Origin of the sequence: Rubrivirga marina (assembly GCF_002283365.1) — a bacterium.
GTDB classification, from domain to species: domain Bacteria; phylum Bacteroidota; class Rhodothermia; order Rhodothermales; family Rubricoccaceae; genus Rubrivirga; species Rubrivirga marina.
In genome coordinates, this window is record NZ_MQWD01000001.1 from 824,328 (window position 1) to 847,260 (window position 22,933).

The 22,933-nt window shown below is 69.9% G+C and carries 20 protein-coding genes; 13 read left to right on the forward strand and 7 right to left on the reverse strand.

Annotated elements, in window-relative coordinates:
* Positions 1–322 precede the first annotated feature (322 nt).
* From BSZ37_RS03230 to BSZ37_RS03270, 9 genes are all read left to right on the forward strand, one after another.
* A complete protein-coding gene (locus BSZ37_RS03230) occupies positions 323–2,551 on the forward strand; it encodes a CHAT domain-containing protein (protein WP_179299457.1) in 2,229 nt (742 codons plus the stop codon).
* Positions 2,544–3,473, forward strand: a complete 930-nt coding sequence (gene murQ, locus BSZ37_RS03235; RefSeq protein ID WP_095509162.1) for an N-acetylmuramic acid 6-phosphate etherase — start codon at positions 2,544–2,546, stop codon at positions 3,471–3,473. The genes BSZ37_RS03230 and murQ overlap by 8 nt, the downstream gene beginning before the upstream one ends.
* A gap of 144 nt (positions 3,474–3,617) precedes the next feature.
* A complete protein-coding gene (locus BSZ37_RS03240; protein ID WP_095509163.1) occupies positions 3,618–4,100 on the forward strand; it encodes a hypothetical protein in 483 nt (160 codons plus the stop codon).
* Between the two features lie 67 nt (positions 4,101–4,167).
* Positions 4,168–7,563 carry a transcription-repair coupling factor gene (mfd, locus tag BSZ37_RS03245; protein WP_095509164.1) on the forward strand — a complete coding sequence of 1,132 codons (3,396 nt, stop codon included), beginning with the start codon at positions 4,168–4,170 and terminating at the stop codon, positions 7,561–7,563.
* Between the two features lie 71 nt (positions 7,564–7,634).
* A complete protein-coding gene (locus BSZ37_RS03250) occupies positions 7,635–8,807 on the forward strand; it encodes an NAD(P) transhydrogenase subunit alpha (RefSeq protein ID WP_095509165.1) in 1,173 nt (390 codons plus the stop codon).
* A 32-nt stretch (positions 8,808–8,839) separates the two neighbouring features.
* Positions 8,840–9,145 (forward strand): NAD(P) transhydrogenase subunit alpha part 2, encoded by a 306-nt coding sequence (locus tag BSZ37_RS03255; protein ID WP_095509166.1) that lies wholly within the window; start codon positions 8,840–8,842, stop codon positions 9,143–9,145.
* A gap of 44 nt (positions 9,146–9,189) precedes the next feature.
* Positions 9,190–10,668 carry an NAD(P)(+) transhydrogenase (Re/Si-specific) subunit beta gene (locus BSZ37_RS03260; RefSeq protein WP_095509167.1) on the forward strand — a complete coding sequence of 493 codons (1,479 nt, stop codon included), beginning with the start codon at positions 9,190–9,192 and terminating at the stop codon, positions 10,666–10,668.
* A gap of 229 nt (positions 10,669–10,897) precedes the next feature.
* On the forward strand, positions 10,898–12,139 hold the full coding sequence (locus BSZ37_RS03265) for an NRAMP family divalent metal transporter (protein WP_218830381.1): 1,242 nt from the start codon (positions 10,898–10,900) through the stop codon (positions 12,137–12,139).
* Positions 12,136–12,900, forward strand: a complete 765-nt coding sequence (locus BSZ37_RS03270; RefSeq protein ID WP_218830382.1) for a sulfite exporter TauE/SafE family protein — start codon at positions 12,136–12,138, stop codon at positions 12,898–12,900. Before BSZ37_RS03265 ends, BSZ37_RS03270 begins: the two co-directional genes overlap by 4 nt.
* 48 nt (positions 12,901–12,948) lie before the next feature.
* Here the strand turns inward: BSZ37_RS03270 and BSZ37_RS03275 are convergent, their stop codons facing one another.
* Complete coding sequence (locus tag BSZ37_RS03275; protein ID WP_095509169.1) at positions 12,949–13,383, reverse strand: DoxX family protein; 435 nt, start codon at positions 13,381–13,383, stop codon at positions 12,949–12,951.
* Positions 13,384–13,503: 120 nt separating this feature from the next.
* Here BSZ37_RS03275 and yhbY point away from each other — a divergent pair, with 120 nt between their 5' ends.
* Positions 13,504–13,806 (forward strand): ribosome assembly RNA-binding protein YhbY, encoded by a 303-nt coding sequence (gene yhbY, locus BSZ37_RS03280; RefSeq protein ID WP_095509170.1) that lies wholly within the window; start codon positions 13,504–13,506, stop codon positions 13,804–13,806.
* A 40-nt stretch (positions 13,807–13,846) separates the two neighbouring features.
* Here yhbY and BSZ37_RS03285 read toward each other — a convergent pair whose 3' ends face one another.
* The 3 genes from BSZ37_RS03285 to ychF form a co-directional block, all read right to left on the reverse strand.
* Entirely contained in the window at positions 13,847–15,175 is a 1,329-nt protein-coding gene (locus BSZ37_RS03285) for an NAD-dependent malic enzyme (protein WP_095509171.1), read from the reverse strand.
* A gap of 79 nt (positions 15,176–15,254) precedes the next feature.
* A complete protein-coding gene (locus BSZ37_RS03290) occupies positions 15,255–15,470 on the reverse strand; it encodes a type IV toxin-antitoxin system AbiEi family antitoxin domain-containing protein (protein ID WP_095509172.1) in 216 nt (71 codons plus the stop codon).
* Positions 15,471–15,577: 107 nt separating this feature from the next.
* Positions 15,578–16,672: a redox-regulated ATPase YchF gene (ychF, locus tag BSZ37_RS03295; protein ID WP_095509173.1), complete on the reverse strand. Its 1,095-nt coding sequence runs from the start codon at positions 16,670–16,672 to the stop codon at positions 15,578–15,580.
* Between the two features lie 95 nt (positions 16,673–16,767).
* On the opposite strand from ychF, the gene BSZ37_RS03300 reads away from it, so the two are divergent.
* Positions 16,768–17,298, forward strand: a complete 531-nt coding sequence (locus BSZ37_RS03300) for a hypothetical protein (RefSeq protein WP_095509174.1) — start codon at positions 16,768–16,770, stop codon at positions 17,296–17,298.
* Here BSZ37_RS03300 and BSZ37_RS03305 read toward each other — a convergent pair.
* Positions 17,295–17,999, reverse strand: coding sequence for a metallophosphoesterase family protein (locus BSZ37_RS03305; RefSeq protein ID WP_095509175.1), 705 nt, complete (start codon positions 17,997–17,999; stop codon positions 17,295–17,297). The genes BSZ37_RS03300 and BSZ37_RS03305 overlap by 4 nt on opposite strands.
* A 4-nt stretch (positions 18,000–18,003) precedes the next feature.
* Positions 18,004–18,495, reverse strand: coding sequence for a transcription antitermination factor NusB (gene nusB, locus BSZ37_RS03310; protein WP_218830383.1), 492 nt, complete (start codon positions 18,493–18,495; stop codon positions 18,004–18,006).
* Between the two features lie 112 nt (positions 18,496–18,607).
* Here nusB and BSZ37_RS03315 point away from each other — a divergent pair, with 112 nt between their 5' ends.
* Together BSZ37_RS03315 and BSZ37_RS03320 are read left to right on the forward strand one after the other, a co-directional pair.
* A complete protein-coding gene (locus tag BSZ37_RS03315) occupies positions 18,608–21,091 on the forward strand; it encodes a DNA internalization-related competence protein ComEC/Rec2 (RefSeq protein ID WP_095509176.1) in 2,484 nt (827 codons plus the stop codon).
* Positions 21,092–21,162: 71 nt separating this feature from the next.
* Positions 21,163–22,068, forward strand: a complete 906-nt coding sequence (locus BSZ37_RS03320) for an ROK family protein (protein WP_095509177.1) — start codon at positions 21,163–21,165, stop codon at positions 22,066–22,068.
* Between the two features lie 3 nt (positions 22,069–22,071).
* Here BSZ37_RS03320 and BSZ37_RS03325 read toward each other — a convergent pair whose 3' ends face one another.
* Positions 22,072–22,854: a hypothetical protein gene (locus BSZ37_RS03325; RefSeq protein ID WP_095509178.1), complete on the reverse strand. Its 783-nt coding sequence runs from the start codon at positions 22,852–22,854 to the stop codon at positions 22,072–22,074.
* Positions 22,855–22,933 lie beyond the last annotated feature (79 nt).

The window sequence follows — 22,933 nt, forward strand, 5'->3', positions numbered from 1 at the left end:
GTTGTTCGACGAAGTCCGTCAACGACGGTCTGAGGGCACAGAAGTGCGCCAGGACCTGATCGACCGCCTCCGCTCCTTGATAGAGCGCTACCCCGGGAGTGCTCCAATCTGCGTCGGCCGATCGCGGGAGCACGAGGCGTACCTGTACGTGATGGACCGTCGCTACGAAGAGTTGGTGTCAATCACAGGACGCTACCTGGAAGGTCCAGGGCAGCATACTTCGGTTCGCTCGCGGGTTCTGCTACTGATGCAGAGAGGCTATGCCCTAGACCAACTCGGACGGACGCTCGAGTCCGCCTGGTCGTTCTACACCGCAGCGAGCATGGCCGACGAAGCCCCGGTGATGTATGGGGGCCGAGCGCTCATCGAGGCGGGCCGAGTCGCTCGCGTGCTCGGCGAGTTCCGCGAGTCCGAGTCCTACTTCCGAGCGGCCCTCGACCTGATCGACGACAGCCTCGGCGTCGCGCCCGAGCTTCCTGACCTGAAGGGCCATGCCTTGACCAGCTACTCCATCCTGACGGACCTACAACTGCGGAGTGCGGTAACGGACGCCGAGCGTGACTCCTTGGTCGGCCTTCTCGCTACACGGACCAGCGACGCGTTGGACGTCCTCTCCAAGACGGGCCAATCGGCGGGCTACCGATCGGTCGTCCTAAGCTTGAGCGCCGTCGCGGCTGCCCATCAGGGCGATTTCGACAGGGCGCGGGCTCACGTTCGGCAGGCGCCCCCCCTCGCACGCGAGGCCGGCCTCTTGGCTCCCGAGGCTCCGTTCGAAGCGCTCATAGCCGAAGGACGCATCGCTGAAATCGCCGGCGATCTAGAGGACGCGGCCGAGGCGTACAACCGAGGTCGGAAGGAGGCCCTTCGGAATCAGTCGCCGAGGAGCGAGGCGTTGGCGCTGGAGCACCTGGGACAGCTGGCGGAGCGTCGAGGACGATGGGCCGAGGCCGCCGACTACTTCGAGCAGGCGGTCGAACGGCGGGAGATCGAGCGCGACCGCCTCGGCCTCGACGACTGGAGCTCCTCCGCATTCGCCACCATGCAAGGGCCCTACCGAGGCCTCGTCCGGACGCAACTCGCGACGGGGGACGTCCGGGGGGCCTTCCAGACTCTCGACCGGACACGCGCACGCTACCTCCGCGACCTCCTTCACTACCAAGACGTGCGCGAAACCCTTCGACCGGACACCCGGAATCAGATTGACAGCGTAGTCGAAAAGCTCTCCGCAACGCGGTTGGCATACCTCCAAGCCTCGTCGGCATCCGATCGAGCAGCACGGCGGTTGGAGACCTCAGCTTATCAGCGTCAAATCGAGGAACTCACAGCATCCGGACCGGAGGCTCGGCAGATCGCAGACCTCGACCTCGGCGCATTGAAGCGACGACTCGCCACGGAAGAACGGACGCTCATCACCTATTTCGTGGACGACACGAGGAGCACCGCGTTCGTCCTCTGCCGCGACACCCTCGTGAGCGTCCCTCTCCCCGTAACGAGAGCGATGGTGCGAGAGCGCCTCGAAGCCATCGGCTGGCCATGGCGGCCGGGTCACCCCGATCCCGCTTACGCCCTCCCTCCCCTCTACGAGCTCTACGATCTCCTCATCGCCCCCGTCCGCCCGTGGGTCCCGACGCAGAAGGTGACAATCATTCCGGACATCGACGTCGCGACGGTCCCCTTCGCGGCGCTCCTGACGGCTCCGGCGGACGACTACGCGACCGCCCCGTACCTCCTGCATGAGTGGACGCTGACCACGGAGTTGGCGGCAGCACTCATCGCCACCGACGAGCCTCCCGACAAGACGACCGAGGCGCATCCCCTCGATGTGCTCGCCTTCGGGCGCAGCACGTTCGGCGACGACCGTTCCACGTGGAACACCGGCGCGACGATCGACCTCCCGAACGTGGAGCGAGAGGTGCGACGCGTCGTCTCCCACGGCGACGCCGAGATGTTCGTCGACGCAGAGGCGACGGAATATCGCTTCCGACAACGCGCAGGCGACGCGGACGTCGTGCACCTGGCGTCGCACGCCGAGGCGAATGCGACGCTCCCCCTCTATTCGCGAATCGCGTTACGGGAGGACGACCAGGACGACGGCATCGTCCACCTCTATGAGTTGCTCGACCTCCGAATCGATGCCCACCTCGTCGTCCTGAGTGGGTGCTCAACTGCGGGGGGCGGGCGGAGGGGTGGAGAGGGACTCATCGGGTTGCAGTACGGGATGCGCGCGGCCGGGGCGGAGGCCACCGTCGCGACGCTGTGGCCCGTCGCCGATGGCGCCACGGCCGAGATCATGGGCGCGTTCTACGACGGGCTTGCGGGTGGGCATGGGAAGGACCGCGCGCTCCAAGACGCGCAACGGACGTACATCGCGACGCATGACGGCATCGAGGCCAGCCCGTTCTACTGGGCCGCACCGGTGCTCTCAGGGGCGCCAACCCCGATCCCGTTCGAGTCAGGGGTACCGTGGTGGGGCCTCGGCCTCGGCGCCGCAGCAGTCGCTCTTGGAGCCTGGCTAGCTTGGCGTCTCCGCTTCCTCCCGGCCCATGCCTGACCGCCCCGCCCTGTTCGACGAGCTCCAGACGCTCACCACCGAGACGCGCAACCCGCGCACGATGCAGATCGACGTCGCGCCGCTTGCCGAGGTCGTCCGACTGCTCCACGAGGAAGACCAGATCGCCGTCGACGCCGTAACGCCCGAGCTCCCGTATGTGGCACAGGCGGTCGAGATCGTCGAAGACGCGTTCCGCACCGGCGGGCGTCTCTTCTACTGCGGCGCTGGGACGAGTGGTCGGCTTGGCGTGCTCGACGCTGCCGAATGCCCGCCGACCTTCGGCACGCCTCCGGACCTCGTGCAGGGATTGATCGCGGGCGGCAAGGCTGCCATGTTCGTCGCACAGGAAGGAGCCGAGGACCACGAGTCGAACGGCGCCGCCGCGCTCGACGAAGCCGGCGTAACCGACAAAGACGTGGTGTGCGGCATCGCCGCATCGAGGCGGACGCCCTACGTCGTGGGGGCCGTAAAGCGGGCCCGCGAGATCGGGGCGCGGACGCTCTTCGTGACGTGCAACCCGCGCAGCCAGTTCACGCTCGATGTCGACGTCGCAATCTGCCCGGACGTCGGCCCGGAGCCGATCATGGGCTCGACGCGCATGAAGAGTGGGACGGCCACCAAGCTCGTCCTCAACATGATCTCGACCGCGACGATGATCCGCCTCGGGAAGGTCTACGAGAACATGATGGTCGACCTCCAGATGACGAACCTCAAGCTCGTAGAGCGCTCGAAGCGGATCGTCATGACCGCGACGGGGGTCAACTACGACGAGGCGGCCGCGACTCTCGACGCGGCGGGCGGACACGTCAAGACCGCGTTGGTGATGCTGCTGGCTGGCGTCGACGCCGAGGCAGCCCGGGAGCGCATCGAACAAGGCGGAGGGTTCGTTCGCCACGCCATCGCGGGCACCACGCCGGACTGAGGAGAGACACACGGGTGGCAGTCGTGAGAGAGAGACTCCTCCCTTCCCGTAAGAAGGGCGAGGCCCGATGGGGCCCACCCGGAGATGTCGAGGAGGCGGCCCTCGCGGGGAACAGCCGCCTGCCAGGACGATTCGCTCTCTCCCATGTGGATTCTCTCTCTCGCCCTCATTCTCGCCTGCGCCGCCGACACCACCGACGATCGGCGGGCGGACTTGCTCGACGCGGTCGCCCGCTACGCCGACCCGCTCAGCCTCGCCTGGGACTCGACCTCCACCCGAGTCGCCTGGACAGACCTGAACGGGGACGGACGGGACGACGCCCTCGTGTACCTCACCGGCGCTGACTGGTGCGGGTCGAGCGGGTGCACCGTCCTCGTGTTCGAGCAACTTGACGGGATCGACGCGGACGAGTTCGGGCGCTTCCGGGCGGCGGCTGAGATCAGTCTCGTCAGCGGCCCGGTCACGGTCGTGGAGGGGCGTGGGTACTGGCGGGACCTCGTGGTCGACAGCGACGCCGGCCCGCGCCGGCTTCAGTTCGACGGCGAGACGTACCCCATGAGCCCCGCTGGAGGACTCCGCGTGGATGGCCCGGTGAAGGGCACGACGCTCTTCGCCGACGGCCGCTGACCGACGGCTCCTCTTCCCTCTCTCCGCCCGGGTCCTGACGGATTCGGGCGGCTCGCGTGCGCGCTCTGTGACTCTGATTGACCTCCGCGACCGACTCTCGGCGCTCCCCTTCTTCGCCCAGGTCCGTGACGAAACCGAATCGCTGGCGCCCGGCATGGCGCTCCGGCTGAAGGGCACCGTCGGGTCGCTCCCGGCCTTCGTGCTGGGGGACCTCCTCGACCAGGCGGGCGGGCCGATCGTCGCGCTCCTCGCCGAGAGCGAGAGCGCCGACTACCTCCGCTCCGACCTCGAGCAGCTCTTCGGCTCGGACGACCGCGTCCTCTTCCTCCCCCCCACCGGCCACGAACCGTACGACCCCGAGCAACTCACCGACACGCTCCCGCTCGTCCAGCGCGCCGACGCCCTCGGCCGGCTCCGAGAGGGATTCGACGGGATTCTCGTCACGAGCGTCGAGGCCATCTCAGAGTTGGTCCCGCTCCCTGAGAGGGTCGGCAATGAGACCGTGACGATCCGCATCGGCGAGGAGGTCCCACCGGAGGAGTTGATGGAGCGGCTGACGGGACAGGGCTTCTTGCCAGTGGAGTTCGTCAGCGAGCCCGGCGAGCTCGCGCTTCGAGGTGGCATCCTCGACGTGTACCCGTTCGCCGGCGGCTACCCCATCCGCCTCGAGTTCTTTGGCGACGAGGTCGACCAGATCCGAGAGTTCGACCCGCAGACGCAGCGGTCGGTCAGCCGCTTGGAGACGGCCCGGCTCGTGCCCAACCTCGGGGCCGAGAAGTACACCGCCAGTGGCCACGTCACGGCGCTCGACTACCTCCCGACCTCGACGCCGCTCGCCCTCTTCGACAGCCAGCGACTCGTCGAGTCGGCACAAGAACGCTTCGAGGCGGCCCAGGCCGCCCACGCCGCCCGCCTCGGCGAGGTGGCAGACGGCGAAGAGGAGCCGGCCGCTCCCGAGAGCCAGTATCTGACGGGCGACGCCTTGTCGACGCTCGTTGAATCCAGGCCGGTGCTCCTGTTCGGCACGTTCTCGGGTGAGGGCGATCTGACCGTCGAGCTTCAGGCGACGCCTCAGCCGTCGTACAACGGAGACCTCAAGCGGCTGCGGACCGACATCGAGCGGAAGAGCGGGACCCAGTTCGTGATCCTCTGCGACAGCGCCTCTCAGAAAAATCGGCTGTGGGAGTTGCTGGGCGGCGATCTCGAAACGGGCAAGCCGCCGCCGGCCGACCTCGTCGTCGAAAGCCTCCACGAGGGGTTTGAAGTCCCCGAGGCGGACCTCGCCGTCTACACCGACCACCAGCTCTTCGATCGCTACCACCGGCCGACGGCGCGCAAGAGACGGAAGGCGCGCGGGGGCCTGTCGCTCCGCGAAGTCAAGGCCCTCCGCCCCGGCGACTTCGTGGTCCACGTGGACTACGGGATCGGACAGTTCGCCGGCCTTCAGACGATCACGGTGCGCGAGCAGAAACAGGAGGCCGTGCGCCTGCTGTTCTCTGGCGGCGACGAGTTGTTCGTCAACGTGGCGGCGCTCCACAAGCTGCACAAGTACACCGGTAAGGAGGGCCACCAGCCGAAGCTGACCAAGCTGGGGACCGGCGCGTGGGACCGGCTCAAGGCGCGGACGAAGAAACGCGTCAAGGACATCGCCCGCGACCTCATCAAGATCTACGCGGCGCGGCGGGCCTCTCAAGGCTTCGCATTCAAGGGGGACACCGTCTGGCAACGCGAGCTTGAGGCCTCGTTCCAGTTCGAGGAGACGCCAGACCAAGCGACCGCCATCGAATCAATCAAGGAGGACATGCAGCAGCCCGTCCCGATGGACCGCCTCGTCTGCGGGGACGTCGGCTTCGGGAAGACCGAGGTGGCCGTCCGCGCGGCGTTCAAGGCGATCCAGGACGGGAAGCAGGTCGCCATCGTCGTCCCCACGACCGTCCTCGCGCGGCAGCATACCGAGACCTTCGAGAAGCGGATGGGGCGCTTCCCCATCGAGATCCGCCAGCTCTCGCGGTTCGTCACGACGGCCGATCAGAAACAGGTCATCGCTGGCCTCGGCGATGGGACGGTCGACGTCGTGATCGGGACACAGCGGGTGCTGTCCAAGGACGTCGCGTTCAAGGACCTCGGCCTGCTCATCGTGGACGAGGAGCAGCGGTTCGGTGTCGGCGCGAAGGAGAAGCTGCGGAAGCTCCGCCCGAACGTCGACACGCTCACGCTGACGGCGACGCCGATCCCGCGGACGCTCCAGTTCTCGCTCCTCGGCGCGCGCGACCTCTCCCTCATCCAAACGCCGCCGGCCAACCGCCAGCCGGTCATCACCGAGATCCACACGTTCGACCGCGACCTGATCCGAGACGCCATCCTCTACGAGGTCAACCGAGGCGGGCAGGTCTTCTTCATCCACAACCGGGTCCAGACGATCGACGAGATGGCCGCCATGATCCGGGCACTCGTCCCCGACGTGCGGATCCGGACGGCGCACGGCCAGATGCCAGCGAAGACGCTGGAGAACACGATGATGGACTTCATGGACCGTGAGTTCGACGTGCTCGTGTCCACGACGATCGTCGAGTCCGGCCTCGACGTGTCGAACGCCAACACGATGATCGTCAACCACGCCGAGCGCCACGGGCTGGCGGACCTCCATCAGCTCCGCGGGCGAGTCGGACGGAACGACCAAAAGGCCTTCTGCTACCTCCTCGTCCCGAGTGTCCACTCGTTGACGAAGGAAGCGAGGCAGCGATTGCAGGCGGTCGAGGAGTTCTCCGACCTCGGCGCCGGGTTCAACCTTTCGATGCGCGACCTCGACATCCGCGGGGCCGGCAACATGCTCGGCGCGGAGCAGTCGGGGTTCATCGAAGACGTCGGGTTCGAGACGTACCACCAGATCCTCGACGAGGCCGTCCAGGAGCTCCGCCACGAGGAGTTCGCCGAGGTCTTCGCCGATCAGGACACCGCCCCTCCCCCGCCCGAGCCGACCGTCGACGTGGAGGACGACGTGTTCATCCCGCAGAACTACGTCACGAACCCCGTCGAGCGCCTCAACCTGTACCGCCGGCTGGCCGACCTCGAGAGCGCCGAAGACATCGACGCGTTCCGCGCAGAGTTGGAAGACCGATTCGGGCCCGCTCCACACGAGATCGACACGCTCCTCCGGCTGGCCGCGATGCGCCCGCTGGCGATGCGCCTCCGACTCCCGCGCGCGACGTGGAAGAACGAGCGGCTCTTTCTCTCGATTCCCGAGCCGTCCGACGACCCGTACTTCCACCAGAAGCTGTTCAACCCACTGTTGGAAGCGCTGAACGGACTCGACCGGCGCTACGTGCTGAAGGACAGCCGGCGAACCGGGAAGCTCCGCGCCATCGTGCAGGACGTGGCGACCCTGAAGGACGCGCAGGACGTGCTCGCGCGCCTCGGCGACACCGTCGACCGGGCGGCCGAGGCGGAGAAGGAGGCCGCCTAGCGCCCTCGCTGGGGCAAACGTGTGAAGGACGGGCGAAGCAACTAGCTTGCGTGCGCCCATCCCGCTGCGCCATGCCCCTTCAGATCGGAGTCCCTCGCGAGACCGCGCCGGGCGAAGCGCGCGTTGCGCTCTCGCCGGACGCGGTGCGCCGGCTCAAGCGGAGCGACGTGGAGGTCGTCGTCGAGCGGGGCGCGGGCGACACCGCATTCATGGGCGATGCGGCATTCGAGGCCGCAGGCGCCCGCCTCGGCAGCCGCGCCGACGCACTCGGCCAGCCGGTGGTGGCGACGGTCCGCGGCCTCCCCGAGGCCGACCTCAGCGCGCTGGCGGAGGGGGCCGTCGTAATCGGCTTGCTCCGGCCGCTCGACGAGCCCGAGGCGTTCGACGTGTTCGCGCAGCGCGGTGCGACGACGATCGCGATGGAGCTCGTGCCGCGCACGACACGCGCGCAGAAGATGGACGCGCTCTCGGCCATGAGCACGGTCGCGGGCTACCGAGCCGTGCTACTGGCGGCCGAGCGGCTGCCCAAGTTCTTCCCGCTCCTGACGACCGCGGCCGGGACTGTCCGCCCCGCGAAGGTGCTGATCCTCGGCGCCGGTGTGGCGGGTCTCCAGGCCCTCGCGACCGCCCGTCGGCTGGGCGCGGTGACCTCGGCGTACGATGTCCGCACCGCGGCGCGCGAGCAGGTCGAGTCGGTCGGCGCGAGGTTCGTGGAGCTCGACCTGGAGGCCGGCGACGCCGAGGACGCGCGCGGCTACGCGAAAGCGCTCGACGAGGACCAGCAGGCCCGCCAAGTCGCTGCCCTGGCGACGCACATCGCGGAGCACGACGTGGTCATCACGACGGCGCTGATTCCGGGCCGGCCCGCCCCCAGCCTTATCACGACCGAGGGCGTCGAGGGCATGGCGCCCGGATCGGTGATCGTCGACCTCGCGGCCCCCAACGGCGGCAACTGCGCCGCGACCCTCCCGGGCGAGACCGCCGAGCATGCCGGCGTATCGATCCTCGGGCCGCTCGACCTCGCGGCCGAGATGCCGCTCCACGCGAGCGAGATGTACGCCCGCACCGTCGCCGCCCTCATCCAGGAGTTCGCCACCGACGGCGTGTTTCGCGTCGACCTCGACGACGAGATCCAGCAGAGCGCCGTCGTCACGCACGGCGGCGCCATCGTCAACGTGCGCGTCCGGTCCGCCCGCGGCCTCGCCGAGGCGGACGCACCCGCCTCGGCGCCAGCGGGCGAGTAGCTCGTTTCCCCTGCCCCCTTGCCCATCGTCCGATGAGCCTCGCCCTCTTCATCGTGTTCGTCCTCGCCTCCTTCGTCGGGGTCGAGGTCATCTCGAAGGTGCCCGCCACGCTCCACACGCCTCTCATGTCCGGGTCGAACGCGATCTCCGGCATCACCATCGTCGGCGCGCTCGTGGTCGCCGGGGGCGTCGAGGCGCCGTGGGCGAAGTGGGTCGGCGTGGCCGCGCTCGTGCTGGCGACGATCAACGTGGTCGGCGGCTTCCTCGTCACGGATCGCATGCTGGAGATGTTCAAGCCTCGTGAGAAGGCCGTCGCAGAGACCAATGGACGCGCGTAGCCCTTCCCACCTCGGGACCGAGGCGGCCCCGCTCCCCTACTGACATGATCGACGGCCTCGTCACGCTCGCCTACCTCGTCGCGGCGTCGCTCTTCATCCTCGGGCTGAAACGCCTGTCGTCGCCGCGGACGGCGCGCGCGGGCAACCGGATGGCCGCCGTCGGCATGCTCATCGGGGTGGTGGCGGCGCTGCTGTCGGAGCAGATCCTGAACCCGGTGGAGCTCGTGGGCGGCCTCGCCGTGGGCAGCGTGATCGGCGTGTTCCTCGCGCGGCGGACGCCGCTGACGGAGATGCCGGAGTTGGTGGCCGCGTTCAACGGGTTCGGCGGGGCGGCGTCGGCGCTGGTGGCCGCGGCGGAGGTGCTGCGCGAGATGGAGCCGCCGCTGCGCGACATCTCGGCGGCCGGCGAGACGGTGGTCAACGCACCGGGCCTGGGGATGGCGGAGGTCGCTGTCGTGGCCGCGTCGGTCCTCATCGGCTCCGTCACGCTCTCGGGGTCGTTCGTAGCGTGGGGCAAGCTGAAGGGCAAGAGGGGACTGAGCGGGTTCCCCGGGCTCCGGATGGTCTCGATCCTCGTCGGCCTCGGCGTGCTCGCAGTCGGGGCGCTGTTCGTGACGAGCGGAGACGTCGGCGTCGTCTTCCCCGCGACCGGCGCGTCCAGCGACGGGACGATGCTATGGCTGGCGGCACTCGGAGTGCTGTCCCTCGTCCTCGGCGTGCTCCTCGTGCTGCCCATCGGTGGGGCCGACATGCCCGTCGTGGTCGCGCTCCTCAACGCGTACTCGGGGCTAGCGGCGGCGGCGACCGGGTTCGTCCTAGGCAACTACGCGCTCGTGATCTCCGGCGCGCTCGTGGGCGCGAGCGGACTAATCCTCACCCGGATCATGTGCGAGGCGATGAACCGGTCGCTCGCGAACGTCCTCCTCGGCGGCTTCGGGGCCGCGGCGACCACCAGCAGCGGAGGCGGCGACTCCGATCAGCCGCCCGTCCAGTCTACCACGGCCGACGACGCGGCGGTGATGATGGCTTACGCCGGCCGCGTCGTGATCGTCCCGGGCTACGGGCTCGCCGTCGCGCAGGCCCAGCACGAGGTCCGCGAGTTGGTCGACCTGCTCCAGAAGGAGGGGGTCGAGGTGAGCTTCGCGATCCACCCGGTCGCCGGGCGGATGCCGGGCCACATGAACGTGCTCCTCGCCGAGGCCAACGTGCCGTACGACCAGCTCATTGAGATGGACGAGATCAACCCTGAGATGGGGCAGGTAGACGTCGTCCTCGTCGTCGGCGCGAACGACGTCGTGAACCCGGCCGCGCGCGAGGACGAGACGAGCCCGATCTATGGCATGCCCATCATCAACGTCGACGAAGCGCAGCAGGTCATCGTCCTCAAGCGCTCGATGCGGACGGGCTACGCGGGGATCGAGAACCCGCTGTTCTTCAAGCCCAACACGCAGATGCTGTTCGGCGACGCGAAGGAAACCGTCAAGGCCGTGATCGGCGAGCTGAAGACGCTCCAGGCGGCGTAGCGCGGAGGGCGCGAGGTCCGTCGCCTCGACGGGGTCAGGGAAGAGGTCACCGAGGCGGGCAGACCGAGCCCCGGGCGAGCGGAAGGCGTCCAGCGATTGACGCCGCCTGCGAGGGGGATTCGCCCAGACTCCGACCGGGCAGAGTCGAACGCCTCCATGTTGAGGGGGAGCCCGCGTCGTCGCGGCGGGCCGCTCGCGCGACTTCACGGCGTCCCCTCTCCCCTCTTCGATGACCAAGGACTTCTTCAGCAAGTACGGACTCTCGTTCGTGATGGTGGCCAGCTACTTCGGGGCTGGCTCGATCTTTATCGCCTCCGACGCCGGCGTCCGGTTCGGGTACACGCTCATCTGGGCCGTCGTGGGCGCCGTCGCGCTCGGGTTCATGGGACAGGACATGAGCGCCCGCGTCGGCATCTTCGGCTCGACGCTGACGTCGTTCATGCGGAAGAAGCTGGGCAGAGGGCTCTCACTGGCCCTTTCCTTGTTCCTCTCCGTCGGCTGCGTCCTGTGGTGCCTCGAACTGACGGCGGCGGTCGGCAAGGGGCTGGAGCTCCTGTTCGGGCTGGAGGAGGGCATGTGGAAGCCGCTGGCCTACGCGACCGGCGGCATCGCCATGGTCACGGGCGTGCTGGACTACGCCAAGGCCGAGAAGGTCATGACGTACATGATGTTCATTCTGCTCGCGCTCTACGTGGTCGTCGCGGTGGTGAGCGGACCGGCGCCGATCGAGCTCGCGGCGGGCTTCCTCCCGCGGATCACGAGTGAGGGCGCGCTCCTATCGGCCGTCGCCATCCTCGGGACGACGGCGCTGTGGCCGAACTTCTTCTTGGAGTCGACGCTGGTGAAGGAGAAGGGCTGGACGAAGGCATCGGACATCCCGCACGTCCGGCGCGACCTTGCGCTCGGCTATGCCGTGGGCGGCATCATCACCATCGCCATCATCGTCGTGGCGGCGGCCGTGCTCCGGCCGGCCGGGTACACGCAACTCGACACGTTCCTGACGCCGGGCCTCGCGCTCGAGGAGATCCTCGGCCAGTGGGCCCGCATCGCGTTCCTGGTCGGCGCCGTCGCCGCGGCCTTCAACAGCATCATCCCGATCATGTGGACGCCGGCGTACATGGTCATGCGGTCGCTCGACAGAGACCCGGAGGGCGGCTCGAACCGGACCTTCAAGTGGATCTATGCCGCCGGAATCCTGCTCGGCAGCCTCTCTCCCATCGTCAGCGAGGTGTTCGGGCTGAGCGTAGTGGACATGATCATCCTGTTCCCGGCCTACAACGGCGTCGTCGGGTTGCCCATCGCGGCGATCCTGCTGTTCTGGGCCGTCAACAGCAAAGACGAGATCGGCGCGCACCGCAACGGATGGAAGATGAACGTGGTGAACAGCCTCCTCGTGGTGCTGTCGTTGTACGCGGCGTACCGCTCGGGCCCGGTCATCTTCGACGCCATCTTCGGCGGCGGCCTCTCGTGAGCCAAACCGTCCTGCTGGTCCTCGTCGCCCTCATCGGCGGCATCGCGATCACGCTCCTCGGGCCCGGCGGCATCTTCGTGACCGTCGCGCTGCACGCGCTCGGCTACTCCGCCGCGACGGTCGCGGGCACGGCGAGCGCGGCGTTTGTCGGGACCGGGATCGTCGGGAGCGCGGCCTACTGGCGGTCCGGCGAGCTCGCCGCGCCGGGCGTCCGCCGCGACGCGCTCGTGCTGACCGCGGCGAGCGTTCTGGGCGCACTGGGCGGCAGCGCCCTGAATGCTGTGCTCGACCGCCAGTCGTTCGGCGTCGCCCTCGGCGTGTTCGTGGGGGCGACGGGCCTGCTCGTGTTTGCCCGCCAGCGGGGACTGCTCAAACCGGCGACGGCGCTCGACGCGGGGTCGAGGCGGGCACAGTGGCTCATGCTCGGCCTCGGCGTCGCCGTCGGCGTGCCCGGCGGGGCGCTGGGGGTCGGCGGGCCGGTGCTGGCCGTGCCGCTCCTCGTGCTGTGCGGCGTCCCGATGCTGACGGCTGTGGCGATGGCGCAGGTCCAGTCGGTCGCGATCGCCGGGTTCGCGACGCTCGGCTACGTGGTGCGCGGCACTGTCGACTGGCCGCTCGCGCTGCTGATCGGCGTGCCCCTCGTGATTGGCACCGTCATCGGCTGGCGACTGGCCCAGAAGACGCCGACGGAGCGGCTGACGACGCTCCTCGCTACCGTCCTCCTCGTGATCGGCGTCTACCTCGTGGCAACGGCCGTCTGAGGCCGCCCACCCCGGGCTCCGCGGCACCAAGGCGGGTGGGGTCGGTGTTCAAAGCCGAATGGGCTCGCGGCGGAGGTAATGGTCGAGGGCGTACCGGCCGGCGCCGGCGATCAGGAGCGCGACGAAGGCCACCAAGAAGAGGAACGGCTTCTCCATCCCGGAGAACGGCTCCCCTCCGTGCCGCACAAACGCGGCGACGGCCATCGTGAAGCCGGCGAAGACGGCTGCGGGACGCGTCAGCAGGCCCGCGGCGATCAACAGTCCCCCGACGAACTCACTGAGCGCCGCGGCCCAGGCGAACAGGGTTGGGAGGGGGAAGCCCATCTCGGCCGTCCCAGCGATGAAGCCCTCGGAGGGAGGCAGCTTGCCGAGGCCGTGCCCAAAAGCGAGCGACAGCCCGAAACCGAGGCGGAGGATCAGTAGCCCGAGGTCGGTGGCGCGGGAGGTGTCGCCGGTGCCGAAGAGAAGCGCGCGCGTCGTCATGGAGTCGAGTGGTGGGGCGGGCTCCAACCCGCTGCACGGTGAAAGGATCGGCGATCCACGGCAGGATCATGAGAGCCCGGACGACGTCGGGTAGCTTGCCGATCCACCGCTCCCTCGCCCGTGTCCGACCTCACCTCCAAGCAACGCGCTCACCTCCGCGGCCTCGCCCACCCCCTCAAGCCGACCGTCCACATCGGAAAGGAGGGCGTGACGGACGCCGCCGTTGACAACCTCCTCGAGACGCTGGCTGGCAGCGAGCTCGTAAAGGTCCGCGTGCTGGAGGCCGCGCCGCAGAGCGCGAAGGCGACGGCACACGCGCTGGCGGCGAAGGTCGCAGACGCCGTCGTGATACAAGTGATGGGCCGGAACGTGACGCTGTACCGGCCCGACCCAGACGAGCCGGAGATCCGACTCCCTCGCTGACCCTTCCGCCTGGCGCGGCGACCGGCCGACCGAGGCGGGCCTAGACGGAGGCCGCGGCCCGGACGGCCTTAATCACGTGCTCGTGGACGTCGGGGTGGAACGGGCTCGGCACCAGCTCCTCGTCCGGCGCGAGCGCGCTGATGGCCTCGGCCGCCGCCACCTTCATCGCGCTCGTAATGGCCGGTGCGCCCACGTCGAGCGCCGCCTTGAACAGGCCCGGGAAGGCGAGCGCGTTGTTGACGCTCCGCCCGTCGGCGGCGAAGGCGGCCCCGGCGGCGAGGGCCGCCTCGGGCGTGATTTCGGGCACCGGGTTCGACAGCGCAAGGACGATCTGGCCGGGCCGCACGAGCTCCGGCGTGATGAGCCCGATGACGCCCGTCGTGGCGATGAGGATGTCGGCCTCAGCCGCGGCGCCCTCCAGGCTGGCCGTCCGCCCGCCGCGGGCTTCGAGCCGTCGGCGCGCGTCCTCGCCGGGATCGACCCCGACGACCTCGAAGCCGGCATCCAACAACAGCCGCGCGATCGCGAGACCGGCGGCGCCGAGGCCGACCTGGGCGCAGACGAGGTCGCGACGCCCCTCCCGGCCCGTGTGGCGGAGCGCGCTGAGGACGGCCGCCAGCAGGACGGTCGCCGTCCCGTGCTGGTCGTCATGCATCACCGGCTGCGGGAGCCGGCGGATCAGCTCGTCCTCGATCCAGAAGCAGTCAGGCGTCCGGATGTCCTCGAGGTGGATCCCACCAAAGCTCGGCGCGATCCGGCAAACGGTGTCGACGAACGCCTCCGGGTCGGTCTCGTCGATGACAATAGGGACGGCGCCCAAGCCGACGAACCGGTCGTACAGCACCGACTTGCCTTCCATCACCGGGAGGCTCGCCAGCGCGCCGATGTTGCCCAGCCCGAGCACGCGCGTCCCATTCGTAAAGATGCCGACCGTCCGCCCGACGGCCGTGTACTGACGAGCGAGCGCCGGGTCTTTCTGGATGGCACGGCAGACGCGGGCGACGCCGGGCGTGTAGATCGTCCGGAGGTCTTCGAGGCGTTCGACCTCCGTCGTACGGACCGTCCGGATCTTGCCCCCCGCGTGCCGCTCGAACACGAGGTCCTTGACGTCGACGATCACCGTGTCGGTGTCCGTGCGGATGGCCGCCAGCACCTCCTCGAGGTGCTCCTCGTCGAACACCGACAGCGTGACGTCGCGAACGAAGTGGTCTCGCCCGATGTAGCGCGTCTCGATGTCGCCCACGAGCGCGCCGAGATCCCCAACGAGCCCGAGCAACCGCCCGATCATCCCGGGGCGCTGCGGGTTTCGGACCGTCAGGACGACGTCGTAGTCAGGGAGGGCCGGGCGGCCAGGGATGTCGGTGCGCATGGGCACAAGCTATCCCGAGCCAGGCCGCTGCCCCGCCGGGCAACGCCTCTTCACGAGAGGCTCAGGCTCTGATCCGTGTCTACTCCGTCTCGGTCAGCCGGGGCAGGTTGTACGTCCCGCGGCCGACGCGTTGGATGCGGCCCCGCTTGACCATCTTGCTCAGCACGCGGCCCGCGTAGTCCTTCGACGTCCCCGCCGCCTTCGCGAGGTCGTCGCGGTGGACGGCGCCCGGTGTGCGGGCGAGGTGGAACAGGAGCGTCTGGGCGACAGAGTTCGGCTCGTAGGACGTCGACATGGAGAGAAAGAAGCACCGGGGGCGGGCGGGGTCCCGACGGGATCGCTACCGTTGTCCGCCAAGGGCTTCTACCGGTTCCAGGCGTCAGCGTTTCACGCGCCTCGTCATCACACGTTGAACCGGAACAACATCACGTCACCGTCCGCCACGACGTACTCTTTCCCCTCGCTCCGCATGACGCCGGCGTCACGCGCGGCCGACTCGCCGCCGAGGCGGTCGTAGTCGGCGAACTTGATGGTCTCAGCGCGGATGAAGCCCTTCTCGAAGTCGGTGTGGATGACGCCTGCGGCCTGGGGTGCCTTCATGCCGCGCGTGATCTGCCAGGCGCGGGCCTCCTTCGGGCCGGCCGTGAAGTACGTGATCAGGCCGAGAAGCGCGTACGCCTCCTGCGCCAGCCGGTCGAGGCCGGACTCCTCGACGCCCGCGGCCTCCAGGAATTCGGCCTTCTCCTCGTCGTCGAGCTCGGCGACCTGCGCCTCGAACTCGGCCGAGACGACCACGACGCCCGCGCCCTCCGCCTCGGCGCGTTCGCGGACCTGCTCGACGTAGGCGTTCCCGTCCGGCAAATCCCCTTCGCCGACGTTGGCGGCGTAGAGGACCGGCTTCGCCGTCAGGAGAAACTGGTCGCGGAGGATCGGCGCCTCGGCATCGGAGACGCCGAGCGTCCGCGCCGGCAGGCCGTCGCCGAGGTGGTCCTCGAGGCGAGCGAGGAAGTCGGCTTCCATCTTGGCCGCCTTGTCGCCCGTCTTGACCGACTTCGCCACGCGCTCGCGCCGCTTCGAGACCGTCTCGAGGTCCTTCAGCAGAAGCTCCGTCTCGATCGTCTCGATGTCGCGGATCGGGTCGACCGAGCCCTCGACGTGGACCACGTTCGGATCCTCGAAACAGCGGACGACATGGGCGATCGCGTCCGTCTCGCGGATGTTGGCGAGAAACTGGTTGCCGAGCCCTTCCCCCTTCGAGGCGCCTGCCACGAGCCCCGCGATGTCGACGAACTCGATGACGGCCGGGAGGATCTGGGCCGAGCCCGCGAGCTCCGCGAGCCGATCCAGCCGGGAGTCCGGCACGGGCACGACGCCGACGTTCGGCTCGATGGTGCAGAACGGGTAGTTCGCCGCCTCGGCGCCCGCCTCGGAGAGCGCGTTGAAGAGGGTGCTCTTGCCCACGTTGGGCAGCCCGACGATGCCGACGCGAAGCGCCATGACGATGCGAGAGTGGTTCGGCGACGAGTCTACCGACCGCGTTCCCGAGGCGGGCGGAGCGGGGGCGAAGAGTGGAAGCGAGTAGCTTCATCCCGATGCGCCGTGCCCTCCCTCTCCTCCTCGCTCTGCTGGCGGCGCCCGTCGTCGCGGCGCAGGTCGGGCCCGACCCGCTCGGGAGCCGGCCGCGCGTCTACGTCGGGGGCGGGTTCGGGCCTGGCTTCGGCGGCGTCGCGATGGGGACCGATCCGGTGTTCACGGTCTTCACCCGCGAGGTCGCCGTCTACGCCGACTACGTGCCGCGCGTGACGGGCGGGAGCGGGCGCCTGCTCACGGCCGTCGGCCTCGGGGGGGCCATCCGCACGCTCCGGATCGCCGACATCGCGCGGAACCAGGACCCGGGGGCACTCGACGTCGACCTCGGGCTACGGATCGGCCCGTCGTTCTACACGGCCTTTTTCGAGCAGTCGGCCGAGAGCCGGTCGCGGGCGTTCAGCGTCATGATCGACCCGTTCGCTCGCGTCACGCTCCGGCGGGAATCGGGTCGCGTGTTCTTCGCCGAGGTCGGGACGCAGGCGCCGGCCCTCCGCGCCGGACTGTCGACCTCAATCCGCTTCCCCGGACGCTAGCCGGAGACGTCGTCGACCGTCGCGACGGACAGGAACCGGCGGTCGGGCAGCGAGACGGCCGTGAGCCGCCCGAGGCCGGGCCGGTGGACGAACACGGCCCCCGTGTCGATGTCGATGAGATGCGGCGTGTCGATGGGCTCCGAGACCGGCGTGTGGCCGCAGACGACCGGCTTCTCCCACTTCGAGAGGTCCGCGTCGAGGTGTTGGCGTGTCCAGAGCGCGATGTGCGGGTCGGGATCGGCGATGTTCTGGGCCACCGTCTTGCGCGTGTCGAGTCCGGCGTGGACAAACGCGAAGCCCTCCCCGTCGGCGACGAGCTCCGTGCGGCGGAGGAACTCGACGTGCTCGGGCGGAAGGCGACGGTCGCCGCGCGCCTCGTAGGCCGCCAGCGTCGAGTGCCCGCCGTTGACCCACCAGAGGTCCGCGTCGCCGACGCCCTCCGCATAGTCGAGCATCATCTGGTCGTGATTCCCGCGGAGGAAGACGCAGCATGGGCCGGTGCCCCGCACCGACGCCGTCTCCATCTCGATCATCCGGTCGAGGACCTCCGGGCTCGACGGGCCGCGGTCCACGTAGTCGCCCACAAACACGAGCACGTCGTGCGAGCCAAGCGTCCCGCCGGCGTCCTCCGCAAGACGGTCCAGTAGGGCGTCCAGCGTGCGCACGCACCCGTGGACGTCGCCGATCGCGTACCACGCCACGGCTCTAGGCGCTGTCGCTCCGGTTGCTCGACTCGACGAGGCCGCGGCCCGACTTCTTCATCCGGTCGGAGTCACGGAGCTCGCGGAGAACCGCGTCGAGCACGCCGTTGACGAACGCCGGGCTGTTGTCGGTCCCAAACGCTCGGGCCACCTCGAGCGCCTCGTTGAGCGTCACCTTGGGCGGGATGTCCTCGAAGTAGAGGAACTCCGCGATCGCGATCCAGAGGACGAACCGGTCGGTCCGAGCGATCCGGCTGAGGTCCCAGTTCTCGACGTGCCGGTCGATGAGGACGTCGGCCTCGGTCCGGGCGTCGGCGGCCTTCAGGAATAGGCGCTCGGCGAAGCGGAGGTACGTCCGATCACCCTCGAACGCGGGCCGGATGATCGTCGCCAGGACGTGGTCCACCGAGTCGCCGCTGGCCTCGTAGGCGTACAGGGCCTGGAGGACGCGCTCGCGGACTTGGCGGCGCTTGCTCAGACGGGGCGGCTGGGACACAGGACGTGAGAGAGCGAGGGAAGAGACAAGATACCCGGGCCGGGCGAACGAACCCGGTCAAGAGGAGGCGAAGCGGGGGTTGCACGGAACGGGGCGCCGGGTCTAGGCCGTCATGCCGCTCGCGCCTCCTCCCCCGCCGCTCCGCCTCGCGACCCGGCCTGCCCTCGCGCTGGCGGCGCTCGTCGCGGGGGGCATCGGCCTCGGCCGCCTCGTCTCTGGCGTCGACCCGATGACGTGGGCCGTCGGCGGGCTCGCCGTCGTCAGCCTCGCGGTGGGCTACGTGGTCGTCACGCGTCGGCGCCTCGTGTCGCTCGGACCGGTCGCGCTGGCGCTTGCCGTCGGCGGAGCCGCACTGACCCTCGGCGCGGCCCGCGACGCGGCGTCGCGAACGGCACGCCCCGACGGCATCGAGCGCATCGCCGAAGCGGCGTGGGAGGCCGACAGCCTGGGCGACCGGGCGCCGATCACGGTCTGGGCGACGGTCCTCGACGCGCCGGAAGCGACGTGGTCGATCCGCTTCACCGCCGCTGTGGACTCGGCGGCCCGAGGCGACACGCACGGCGTGGTGAGAGGCCGGGTCCTGGTCTCACTCCTCGTCGGCGACGCGGGCGCCGTCTACCCCGTCCTCCGCCCCGGCGACCGCGTGCGCCTCACTGGACGCCTCGAACGTTTGCCCAGGCGTCGCAACCCGGCGCAGTTCGACTACGGTGCGTACCTCCGCCGCCAGGGCGTCGGCGCGATGCTGACGGTGGAAAGTGAAGCCGACGCGGCCTTCCTCGCCCCGAGCCGCCAGCCGACGGACCGCATCGCCAACGGGGTCCGGGTCCACATCGAGACGGCGCTCGCCCGCCACGTCCAGGATGCCGAGGTCCGCGCGCTCTTGCGGGCGCTCCTCTTGGCCGACCGCAGCGGCATCGAGGCGGGCACCCTCGACGCGTTCCGAGAGACCGGCCTGATGCACCTGCTCGCCGTCTCGGGCTTGCACGTCGGCCTCGTCGGGCTCACACTCTACGTGCTGCTGAAGCCGCTCCTCGGCCGCCTCGGGGTCCGGCGACGGCGACTCGAAGCGGCGCGCGCGATCGCGACGCTCGCGGTGCTGGCGGTGTACGTGGTCGTCGCGGGCGCGTCGGTCTCGATCGTCCGAGCGTTCGTGATGGTCGCCCTCGTGATCGCGGGACGCGCGCTCGACCGGCGATCCGACACACTCAACGCGCTCGGGATAGCGGCCTTTTTACTCCTCGTCCACCGTCCGGCCGCGCTGTTCGATGTCGGCTTCCAGCTGTCGTTCGGCGCCGTCTTCGCCCTCGTCACGCTCACGCCGCTGTTGACGTCGGCCGTTCCCGAACGGGTTCGCCAGTCGAAAAGCGGGACGTTCGTCGTCGGGTCGATCGTGACGTCGGTGGCCGCGACGATCGGGACGGCGCCAGCACTCCTCTACCACTTCGGGCGCCTGCCGATCGGCGGGCTCGTCCTCAACGTCGTCGCCATCCCGCTCACGGCGGCGACCCTCGGCGCCGGGCTCGGGTGTGCCTTGACGGCGTGGGTACCTCCGCTGGCGGCGACGTTCGGCGCGCTCGCGACGGCGACCGGCGGCCTCCTCCTCGGGACGACCGAGGCGGGCGCGGACACGCTCGGCGGCATCGCCTACGACGGCTTCCTCGACTCGGCCTCGGTGCTGATCGCGCTGTTGCTGGGCATTGCCATCATGGCACTCTGGCGTCGGCCGGTCGCCCGGACGCGGCTGGCGCTGGCGGCGCTCGGCTGCCTCGCCATCGGGACGTGGACGGGCTTCGCAACCGGCGACGGACGCCCCGCTCTCGACGCCGTGTTCCTCGACGTCGGCCAGGGCGACGCGACGCTCCTCTCGACGCCCGGCGGCCGCCACGTTCTGATCGATGCCGGCCTCAAGTCACCGTATGTCGACGAGGGCAAACGGACCATTCTTCCCCATCTCGAGAGGTTCGGCATCGCCCGCCTCGACGCGCTCGTGCTCACCCACGCCGACGCGGACCACGTCGGCGGCGCGCGGTCGGTCCTCGAACACGCCGAGGTCGGCCGGCTGATCGTCAACGGCCAGGACGGCACGACCGATCTCTGGACCAGCGTGCTCCATGTGGCCGACTCGCTCGGCGTGCCGGTCCAGGCTGTCAAAGCGGGGGATACGCTCGCAGTCGACCCGGCGATTAGGCTCCGCGTGCTCGGACCTGGCGGGCCGATGGACTCGCCGAACGACGCCTCCGTGGTCCTCCTCGCGGAGTACGGAGCGACCCGCTGGCTGCTGACCGGCGACGCCGAGGTCGCCGGCGAGGCCGCCCTCGTCCGTCGGTTCGGAGAGCACCTCGAAGTCGACGTCGTCAAGGTGGGCCACCACGGCTCGCGGACGTCCTCCACGCCCGCCCTGGTCCGAGCGGCACGCCAACCGGAGTTCGCTGTGGTCTCGGTCGCGCGCCGGAATCGCTACGGCCTGCCCAATGAGGAGCCGATTGCGCGTTGGACCGCGGCCGGCGCCGCCGTTCTCCACACGTCGACCGAGGGCGCGGTCTGGCTCCGCTCCAACGGTGAAGCCGTCGAACGCATCGACTGGCGCCGTGAGTGAGAGACGGGTCCCCAGGTGACACGCCGCGACCATGGCGGTACCCTTCGCCCCTCACTCGGCACCCACCCGCAATGCGCATCGGAATCGACCTCGGCGGCACCAAGATCGAAGGCCTCGCCCTCCTCGACGACGGCACCGAGGCGGTTCGCCAGCGCGTAGAGACCCCGCGGGCCTACGATGCGACCATCGAGGCCATCTCCGGGCTGGTGGAGGAGATCGAACGCGAGGTCGGGGCGAGCGGGACCGTCGGGGTCTGCATTCCGGGCGCCATCGACGCGCAGACGAGCACGGTCAAGAACGCCAACTCGACCTGGCTCAACGGCCGTCCGTTTCGCGACGACTTGAGCGGCCGCGTCGGTCGCGAGGTGCGGATGACGAACGACGCGAACGCCTTCGCTCTGTCGGAGGCCAGCGACGGGGCCGGCGCGGGCGCCGAGGTCGTGTTCGGCGTGATCCTCGGAACGGGCGTCGGCGGGGGGATCGTGGTGCGCGGCGAGGTTCTCGACGGTGCCAACCGGATCGCGGGCGAGTGGGGCCACGTCCCGCTGCCGTGGCCAGCGGACCGCGAGCGACCCGGCCCGATGTGCTACTGCGGCAAGCGTGGCTGCATCGAGACGTTCCTCTCCGGCCCGTCGTTCGCCCGCGACCACGAGGCCCACACGGGCAAGGCCCTCACGACGCGCGAGATTGTCGAGCGCGCGGAAGCCGGCGACGCCGACGCCGACGCCCGCGCCACGCTCGACCGCTACGTCGCCCGCCTCGGGCGTGCGCTGGGCCAGCTCGTGACGATCCTCGACCCCGACGTGGTCGTGCTCGGCGGCGGCATGTCGAACCTGCCCCGACTGGCAGAGCGTGTCGAGACCGAGTTGAAGCCGTGGGCGTTCTCGGATCGTGTCGTTACACGCGTCCGGCGAAACGTCCACGGCGATTCAAGCGGGGTGCGGGGAGCGGCCTGGCTGTGGCCTCTGCCCGGGTAAACGCTAGCCGACTTCGGCACGGAGCCAGCGCGTGATCGTTGCGATGTCGAGCCCGTCGGGTTCGAGGGCGGGTCCCTCCGGCGGAGGCATCGGGCGGTCGTCGTCGCCCACGGTGGTGGGGCGCGGCTGGCGGGACCGCATCATGGCCTCGCGGCGTGTGCTCTGGGCATCCAGCAGCTCGATCCCGAGGCCGATGGCGTCGCCCGCGGCCGTCTCCAGCAGGCCCGGCGCCGCCACGAGGGGGATCCTCATCTCGACGACCAGCCCACGCGAGCCCCACGTCGACTCGGCTTCGAGGCCGCCGAAGCCGCCGTCCGCCGACGCCCGTTGCGTGAGTACGCCCCGCGTGACCTCGACCTGGTCGAGGCCCGACTCGAAGCGTCGCCGGAGCCGCGTCGGGTCGGCGTCGTCGATCGCGCCGCCGCGGAGGGGTCCGCTCCGCGCCACCGAGCGGGCGTCGGGGGCGGGCGGGGCCGGGTACCGGACGCCGAGCACCCGGTCCGTACCGCCTGTTGGGTCGACCCACAGGCGAAGGCCGCCGACGGCGATCCGCCGCGCCTGGCGATCGTCGCTGGCGATGACGACCACGATGAGGTCGTCGCCGTCCCGGCGGAGCCCGAGGCTAAGGCCGGCCTCCTGGGGGACGGGCCGAAGCGCGGCCGGCCACTCGGCCGCCTCGCCATCGACGACGGTCTCCGGGGTGGCGGCCTCGGCGAAGTAGTCGGGAGGGGCCGAGCCGCACCCAGCGGCGACGAGGGCGAGGGTGGCGGCGAGGAGCGTGCGCATTCGGTCGGGGAAAGGATGCGGGGCGGCGGAGCGTCCACAACGCGTCGGGATCGTTCACGTTGCCCCCCGGCCCGGGCTG